At 71.2% G+C, this 7,944-nt stretch carries 8 protein-coding genes; 4 read left to right on the top strand and 4 right to left on the bottom strand.

What is annotated here, in order from left to right:
• Nucleotides 1-118: 118 nt before the first annotated feature.
• The 3 genes from ACFV8H_RS40395 to tsaD all read right to left on the bottom strand — a co-directional run bounded on the left by ACFV8H_RS40395 (nucleotide 119) and on the right by tsaD (nucleotide 3,996).
• The gene (locus ACFV8H_RS40395; RefSeq protein WP_380409636.1) at nucleotides 119-298 is read right to left on the bottom strand and encodes a hypothetical protein; all 180 of its coding nucleotides are present in this window, start codon (nucleotides 296-298) and stop codon (nucleotides 119-121) included.
• Between the two features lie 147 nt (nucleotides 299-445).
• The gene (locus ACFV8H_RS40390) at nucleotides 446-2,725 is read right to left on the bottom strand and encodes a collagenase (RefSeq protein WP_380409634.1); all 2,280 of its coding nucleotides are present in this window, start codon (nucleotides 2,723-2,725) and stop codon (nucleotides 446-448) included.
• A gap of 197 nt (nucleotides 2,726-2,922) precedes the next feature.
• Nucleotides 2,923-3,996 (bottom strand): tRNA (adenosine(37)-N6)-threonylcarbamoyltransferase complex transferase subunit TsaD, encoded by a 1,074-nt coding sequence (gene tsaD, locus ACFV8H_RS40385; RefSeq protein ID WP_380409632.1) that lies wholly within the window; start codon nucleotides 3,994-3,996, stop codon nucleotides 2,923-2,925.
• 157 nt (nucleotides 3,997-4,153) lie between these two features.
• Here tsaD and ACFV8H_RS40380 point away from each other — a divergent pair, with 157 nt between their 5' ends.
• A complete protein-coding gene (locus tag ACFV8H_RS40380; protein ID WP_375883767.1) occupies nucleotides 4,154-4,756 on the top strand; it encodes a superoxide dismutase in 603 nt (200 codons plus the stop codon).
• A 269-nt stretch (nucleotides 4,757-5,025) separates the two neighbouring features.
• Entirely contained in the window at nucleotides 5,026-6,069 is a 1,044-nt protein-coding gene (locus ACFV8H_RS40375; protein ID WP_380409630.1) for a glycosyltransferase family 2 protein, read from the top strand.
• A gap of 37 nt (nucleotides 6,070-6,106) precedes the next feature.
• On the opposite strand, the gene ACFV8H_RS40370 is transcribed toward ACFV8H_RS40375, so the two are convergent.
• A complete protein-coding gene (locus tag ACFV8H_RS40370) occupies nucleotides 6,107-6,703 on the bottom strand; it encodes a TetR family transcriptional regulator (RefSeq protein ID WP_380409628.1) in 597 nt (198 codons plus the stop codon).
• Nucleotides 6,704-6,825: 122 nt separating this feature from the next.
• Here ACFV8H_RS40370 and ACFV8H_RS40365 point away from each other — a divergent pair, with 122 nt between their 5' ends.
• Together ACFV8H_RS40365 and ACFV8H_RS40360 are read left to right on the top strand one after the other, a co-directional pair.
• Nucleotides 6,826-7,128: a hypothetical protein gene (locus ACFV8H_RS40365; RefSeq protein WP_380409626.1), complete on the top strand. Its 303-nt coding sequence runs from the start codon at nucleotides 6,826-6,828 to the stop codon at nucleotides 7,126-7,128.
• Between the two features lie 226 nt (nucleotides 7,129-7,354).
• A complete protein-coding gene (locus tag ACFV8H_RS40360; RefSeq protein WP_380409624.1) occupies nucleotides 7,355-7,852 on the top strand; it encodes a ricin-type beta-trefoil lectin domain protein in 498 nt (165 codons plus the stop codon).
• Nucleotides 7,853-7,944 lie beyond the last annotated feature (92 nt).

Here is a 7,944-nt window from a genome sequence, read left to right as displayed (position 1 = left end):
TTCCCCCCCACCCCCCCCCAACCCGTGTTGCAGGGGGGGCTGGGGGGGTGTTTTTTTTTTATACCCCCCGGCGGGGGGGGGGGGGCGCCCCCCCCGCCCCCCCCCCGGCCGTGGTGCGTCAGATGACGTGCAGCACCCACGCGTGGTTGGCGAGGTCCTCGTCACGCTTGAACTTCTTCACGATCGCCTTGATCATCTTCATGGTTTTCCCCTTTCCGGGAATACGGGTGCGACGAATAGGTGTGGCCGCACCGGTGATGAGGTCCGGCTTTCCGGTCCGGAAGGCCGAACTGCTCAACTGACTCAGGACCTTAACCGAACGACGGCGATCATGACACCCCTTCGACAACCGGAGTTCGATTTCTACGGGGTATTGACAGCCCATTCGAATGTCGAATCGTTATAACCTTTTCCGGTGGGGGCATTCGCTCCGGCATTCGGCCGGTCAGTTGTACGTGGTGGTGACGGTCACGCCGCCGAAGCCCTGCTGGGCGTACAGGCTGAAGTACACCCAGCCGGACGGCGGGTCGGCGATGGTCAGGGTCTCGCCGTTCCCGGCGGCGGTGGACTTCGCCCGGTACGACGAAGTGGTCGCCCAGGAAGGGCCGTTGTAGTACAGGTCGGCGTTGCCGGTGCCGCCGGTGGTGGTGATGGTCAGCTGCTTCACCCCGGCCGGCAGGTACAGGAAGCTGTAGCCGTAGTTGCCGGTGGTGGCGGCCACGCCGTCGCGGCGGCAGTTCCGGTCGTACTGCCGGGTGTCGGCGGCCGCGCACAGCGGGGCCCGGTCGGTGGGCAGGCTGCCGCAGTCGTCGGCGGCGCAGGCCTTGAGCCAGGTCGCGAAGTCGGCGTCGTAGCGGGTGCCGATGGTGGTCTTGAGCAGGGTGCGGGCGCCGTTCCAGTCACCGGCGCGGTACGCGGCGAGCAGGGCGTCGACGTCCTGGGGGTGCGACTGGAGCATGTAACGCACCGCCAGGTAGCCCCAGTTGTAGATCCGGGTGGAGTCGGCGTTGTCGTAGGTGGTGTCGAAGAGGGTGCTCAGCGGGTAGCTGCCCTTGCCGGCCTGGGTGACGGCGTCGTCGTAGTGGACGCCCCGGTAGCCGTACGAGACGTACTCGGCCAGGCCCTCGACCCACCAGACGGTCGGGGTGGTCATGCCCGCCTCGAAGTCGCCGTACATGTCGTAGCGGCCGTCGAGGTAGTGGGTGTACTCGTGGTTGAGGTTCCAGATCTGGAAGCTCGGGCGCAGCCAGTCGGCCTGGTGGGCGATGAAGCGGGCCTGGTTGCCGGGGGTTGCCGGGTTGCCCTCCTCGTACATGCCGCCGTTGTCGACGGCGATGTGGTACATCTCCCAGGCGTAGAGGCTGTAGTTGTAGTAGTCGTCGAAGACGACGACCTCCAGGCCGGTGTTGTGGTCGTCGGCGACCGGGCCGTTGTCCTTGGCCACCCGGTGGAAGTACGCGTCCTGGCCGACCAGGCTGGTGCAGGTGTCGGCGTTCTGGCGGTCGGTCATGCTCTGGGAGCGGATCCGCAGGTTCGGGTTGCAGGCGTGGTCGCTCCTGAGCACCAGCGGGACGAGCTTGGCGGGCACGTCGCAGGTGCCGTAGTAGGAGCAGTTGCCGGCGTCCTTCTGCTCCGCGAACCAGAGCAGGTTCATGGTGAGCGGGGCGGTGGCGCCGACCAGCGGGTAGCGGTTGACCAGGTCCTTGACGATCGGCCGGCCCTGCGCCCGGAGGCCGTCGACGGCGACCAGGTTGCCGATCTGGATGCCGATCCGGGTCACCGGGTCGGAGCCGGTGAGCTGGGCGCTGTTGCGGGTGACGAAGGAGGCCATGGTGGTGGCGAAGGACGGGTCGGCCTGGAGGGCGGCGGTGAACTCGGGGAGCTCGAAGCCGCGTTCGACGACCGTCCCGGTGTTGCCGACGGCGGCGGCCATCGAGCCGGTCCACCCGCCGGTGTAACCGTCGAGCAGGCGCTTGACCACGCCGGTGTAGCGGGCGTTCTCCCGGGCGCTGTCGATCAGCGTGACGGCCTCGGCCAGGGTGGCGCCGTTGGCCTCGGTGACGTCCTTGCTGTGCGGGGCGGCGAAGAAGGCGTCCAGCGCGCCGCGGATCGCGGTCCGCAGGCCGTCGCCGTACGGGCCGACGGCGTCGGGGTGGTACCACTGCACGTAGTAGCCGGCGCGCAGGAACAGCACCAACTGCCCGGCGGAGGTGGAGTTGTCGCCCGGGTAGCCGGCGGCGGCGGTGTCGCGCAGGGCGTCGGCGACGGTCACCATCTTGGCCTCGGCGAAGGCGCCCTTGGCGTCGGTGCCGGTGAGGGTGAACAGCGTGTTGACGCAGTCGAGGCCGGCCGCCTTGACCTGCTGGACCAGCGCGGCGCCGGACGTGCCGGTGAACGCCGCGGTGTCGCAGGCGGTCAGCTGCCGCGCCGTCCGGCCGGCGCCGACCGCGCCCGCCGCGGTCGGGGCGGTGGGCCTGCCGTGGCTCTCGGCGGCGAGCGGGCGGGGGTCCTGGGGCGTGTCGGGCGACTTCGGCACCGGGATCGCGTGCGGGGTGACGGGTGCGGCGACTCGCGGGGCGACCGGCCCGGCCGCCGGTGCGGTCGGCGTCGGGGCGCGGTCGGCTGCGTGCGCCTGCGGGGTGAACAGGCCGGCTGCGAGGAGGAAGGCGACGCCGAGCGCGGGCAGTCTGCGCGCGTTCGCCTTCGATATCCGGAAGGGACGCATGGGGTGGGGGCCTCCGGGACCGTGAGGGGGCCGTGCGGTGGGGGCGCACGGACGGAGTCTGATGTGTGACATGTAAAATGGCACACTCATTCAGGTAAAGGGAAGACCCGGGAGCCGGGCTTCCGGTCGACGAGACCGAACCGTGCCTTTCCGCGCGCCCTGCCTTGCCCGCCTCGCCTGCCGTACCCGACGGCCCGTCAGGCGGCCGACCGCGCCCGGGGGGTCAGCGCCGCGAACTCCAGCGGCGCCGACGGGTCCACCGACACGTCCGCCGGGGCCGGCTCGGCCCCGGCCCGGACGAGGAGGTCGCCGACGGCCGCGACCATCGCGCCGTTGTCCGTGCACAGCCGCAGCGGCGGCACCCGCAGGGCGATCCCGGCCTCGGTGCACCGCTGCTCGGCGAGCGCCCGCACCCGCGAGTTGGCGGCGACCCCGCCGACCACCACCAGGGTGTCGATCCCGTGGTCGGTGCAGGCCCGCACCGCCTTGCGGGTGAGCACGTCCGCGATCGCCTCCTGGAGGGCGGCGGCCGCGTCCGGGACGTGCGGCTGGCCGCCGGCCGTGCGCCGCGCCTCGACCCAGCGGGCGGCGGCGGTCTTGAGGCCGGAGAAGGAGAAGGCGTACGGGTCGTCCCGCGGCCCGGTCAGCGGGCGCGGCAGCCGTACCGCCGCCGGGTCCCCGTCGCGCGCGGCGCGGTCGACGGCCGGCCCGCCGGGGTAGGGCAGGCCCAGGATCCGGGCGACCTTGTCGAAGCACTCGCCGGCCGCGTCGTCCAGGGTGTCGCCGAGGTGGACGATCCGGCCCCGGGCGAGGTCGCGGACCAGCAGCAGCGAGGTGTGCCCGCCGGAGACGATCAGCACGATGCACGGGTCGGGCAGCGGCCCGCCGTCCAGGGTCGCGGCGGCGACGTGCCCGGCGAGGTGGTGCACCCCGTACAGCGGGACGCCGAGCGAGAAGGCGTACCCCTTGGCGGCGGCGACCCCGACCTGGAGGGCGCCGGACAGGCCGGGGCCGGTGGTGACGGCGACGGCCCCGACGTCCCGCAGCGTCAGCCCGGCGCGGTCCAGGGCCTCCTGCACCACCGGGGCCATCGCGTGGACGTGGGCCCGGGCGGCGATCTCCGGCACCACCCCGCCGTAGCGGGCGTGCTCGTCCATCGAGGAGGCCACCGCCTGCCCGAGCAGCACGCCGTCCCGGACCAGACCGGCACCGGTCTCGTCGCAGGAGGACTCGATGCCCAGCACGACCACCGGCGACCCTGTCACAGTCACTCACCCTCTTCACTCATTACACGTGCGGGTGACCATTGTGCCCGATGTGAACGGTGGAATAAGCAGGAGCCCATGCTTCGTTCCTGCAACTCATACGCAATAGTGTTGTCCCGGCACGATCGTCATCGCTCAACCCGCCGAAAGGGGCCGTGTCCTGATGGGCACCTACTCGCTTCCCGACCTGCCGTACGACTACTCCGCGCTCGAGCGGGCCATGTCCGCCGAGATCCTGGAGCTGCACCACTCCAAGCACCACGCCGCCTACGTGAAGGGGGCGAACGACACCCTGGAGCAGCTCGCCGAGGCGCGCGACAAGGAGCAGTTCGGCGGCCTGGTCGGCCTGCAGAAGACCTTCGCCTTCCACCTCTCCGGCCACGTGCTGCACTCGCTGTTCTGGCAGAACCTGTCCCCGGAGGGCGGCGACCGCCCCGAGGGCGAGCTGGCCGACGCCATCACCGAGCACTTCGGCAGCTTCGAGGCCTTCAAGAAGCAGCTCACCACCGCCACCACCGGCGTCCAGGGCTCCGGTTGGGGCATCCTGTCCTGGGAGCCGCTCGGGCAGCGCCTGATCGTCGAGCAGGTCTACGACCACCACGGCAACGTCGGGCAGAACACCACCCCGCTGCTGGCCTTCGACGCCTGGGAGCACGCCTACTACCTGCAGTACCGCAACGTCCGCCCCGACTACGTCACCCGTCTGTGGGACGTCGTCAACTGGCAGGACGTCTCCTCCCGCTTCGCCGCCGTCAAGGGCGCCTGAGCACCGAGCGAGCAGGAGGGCCCCGGACCGGTCGGGCGGTCCGGGGCCCTCCCCCTGTTCTCCCCCCGTGTTCCCCCTGTTCCCGCCGTGGTTCCCCGCCACGGCCGTCGACCCCCGTCACGTCAGTCACACCGAACCGAACGCCCTCCGCCACCCGTTGTTCGCCCGTGAACGGCGCGCGGTCGCTACGCTCGGGACACCGCCGGTCACCGGCGGTCGGCGGCCGACCGGCCGACCGGCCCGTCCGCTCCTGAGCGAAAGGCCGTCCGATGGCCCCTCGTCTGTCCGTCGTCGTCCCGATCTACAACGTCGAGCGCTACCTCGCGGAGTGCCTGGACTCGATCGCGGCCCAGACCTTCACGGACTTCGAGTGCGTGCTGGTCGACGACGGCTCGACCGACGACGGCCCGGTGATCGCCAAGGAGTACGCCGCGCGGGACCGGCGCTTCCGGCTGGTCCAGCAGGAGAACAAGGGCCTCGGCGCCGCCCGCAACACCGGCTGGCGCCACCTCGCCCCCGGCACCCAGTACCTGACCTTCGTCGACAGCGACGACACCCTGCCGCCGCACGCCTACCAGTTGATGATCAGCACGCTCGACCAGACCGGTTCCGACTTCGCCACCGGCAACGCGATGCGCCTGCGCACCACCGGCCTCACCCCCTCGCACGCCCACCGCCGCCCCTTCCGCGAGACCCGGCTGCGCACCCACGTCAGCGAACTGCCCGCCCTGGTCACCGACCGCACCGCCTGGAACAAGGTCTACCGGCGCACCTTCTTCGACGCCGCGGGCATCCGCTACCCCGAGGGCATCCTGTACGAGGACGCCCCGGTCAGCGTCCCCCACCACTTCCTCGCCGAACGGGTCGACGTGCTCTCCGAGCCGATCTACCACTGGCGGGTCCGCGAGGACGGCAACCTCTCCATCACCCAGAAGAAGACCGACCCGCGCGGACTGATCGACCGGGTCCGCTCGATGGAACTCGTCCGGGAATGGCTGCTCGCCCGCCCCGAAGCCCTCTTCACCGAGCAGTACCTGCGCGCCTACGACCGGAACTGCCTGGCCGAGGAGATCCCGATGTTCTTCTGGTCCATCCCGGACGGCGACCGCAACTACTGGGAGGTCTACCAGCGGCACGTCAGCCGCCTGCTGGACGCCATCGGCCCCGAGCGGATCGCCGGCCTCAACGGCCAGCTGCGGCTCAAGTACCGCCTCACCCATGCCGACGCGATGAACCGCTTCATCGCCGTCCAGCGCGTCCACCGCACCGTCCGGCGCGCCCGCCAGGCCGCCCAGGCCGTGCGCCGGGGCTGACCGGGGCTGCCGCGGCCCGGGTGCGCGCCGCGGCTGCTCAGCCTCCTGCGGGCGCCGTCAGCCGGCGGACCAGGGTGACCAGGGCCGCCCGGTCCGTCGCCCGGTCCGCCGTACCGGCGAGCAGCAGGCGGACCATCTGCGGCAGCGTGAACCACGCGTTCACCAGGCCGATCACCGCGAACATCAGCCGTGCCGGATCCACCTCCCCGGCCACCCCGCCGCTGCGCTGCGCGGCGGCGACGGCGGCGACCTTCTCCGCGTAGTGCGCGGTGCGCTCCGGCCCGGCCGCCAACTCCTCGGCGTCCGAACCGCGTTGCAGTCCCTCCCAGGCGAGCAGTCGGGACAGGTGCGGGTGGGCCGAGTGGTAGTCGAAGACCCGTCCGGCGTAGTCGCCGAGGTCCAGCCCCGCCGCCGGGGCGAGCGGCACCGCCTCGGCGAGCTTGCCGAGCTCGGACGTCAGCACGGCGGAGAAGAGCTGCTCCTTGTTGCCGAAGTACTGGTAGATCCGCTCCTTGTTCACCCCGGCCCGGGTCGCCACCCGGGCGATCCGGGCCCCGTCCGGGCCGAACTCGGCGAACTCCTCGACCGCGGCGTCGAGGAGGAGCTGTTGCGTGCGTGCGGTGTCCCAGGCCATGGCCCAAGGGTATCCCAAATTTCCAACCCAATGGTTGGACTTCCGCGTCCGCGCGTGCCAAACTCCAACCGAAGGGTTGGAGATGAGGTCTCCGCCCGATCACCAAGGGGAGGACCCGCGCCATGACCACCGACACCATCACCCCAGCAGCCCCCGCCACCGTTCGGGCCGCCGTCGCCCCGGCCACCCCCGCGGCCCCCTCGGTCCCGTCGGTCCACCGCCGCGCCGTGCTCACCTGGCTCGCCGTCTACCCGACCATCACCGCGGCCTTCCTCGTCCTCGGCCCCCACCTCGGCAGCCTCCCCGTACCGCTGCGCACCCTGGTGATGACCGCCCTCGTCGTCCCCGTCGTCGTCTACGCCCTGATGCCGCTCCTCCTCAAGGCCGAGACCAGGCTCGCCCGTCGGGCCGACGGTCGGAAGTAGCGGGCAACCCGACCCCGGCCCTCCGACTGCCGTCGGCCGACTGCCGGGCGGAACATACCTTCCGATCGAACTCTTAACGCCGGTAGGGCGATTGGAATGATTCTCCCCAACGCGAAAGCGCCTCCGGGCAATGGTTCTTGTACGTCCCCACCCGAGCTGCTTCCATCGCGCATGCGGCTGCCGAAGGGCCGTGCAGTCCGGGGAGAATTCGCAGAAGGAGAAGACCTTGTTCAACACCAGAGTCGCCGTCGCCGCAGGCGCCGTAGCGCTGGCCCTCGTGGGCGCGACGGCCTCCACGGGGCAGGCGGCGGCCAGTGGCCACCGGCAGCTGTCCCAGAACGTCCGGTTCTACAACGCGACGGTGGACGGAAACCTGGACGGCAACGCCAACGGGACGTATCCCATCACCTACCCGTCCAACGGCAGCCCCGTTCAGACCTGGACCCTGACCCCGACCGGCCAGGGGTCGTTCCTGATCGCGAACGTCTACAAGACCCTCTGCCTCCAGGCGCCGGTCAGAACCGGAGACCCGATCGCCCTGCTCCGGTGCAATTCCACCAACCCGGCCCAGTGGTGGAACCTCGACGAGAGTGACAACAAGGTCGTCATCACCGAGTACCTCGACGGGGACTACGCGATCCAGTCCAACGGGAACTACACCACCGTGCTGAAGGCGTTCTCCGACCACAACGAGCTCCAGGAATGGGACGTACTGCCCGCCTAGCGGAGCAGGCCCGTCGAGCCCCCCGCCCCCCCCCCCGGCCCCCCGGGGCGCCCGGGGTGGGGGGGGGCCCGGGGGGGGGGCCCCGGCCCCGC

Source organism: Kitasatospora sp. NPDC059827 (genome assembly GCF_042731675.1).
Classification (GTDB): Bacteria; Actinomycetota; Actinomycetes; order Streptomycetales; family Streptomycetaceae; genus Kitasatospora.
The sequence above is the reverse complement of the archived record's forward strand: the minus strand, read 5'-3'. Positions and strand labels throughout refer to the sequence as shown.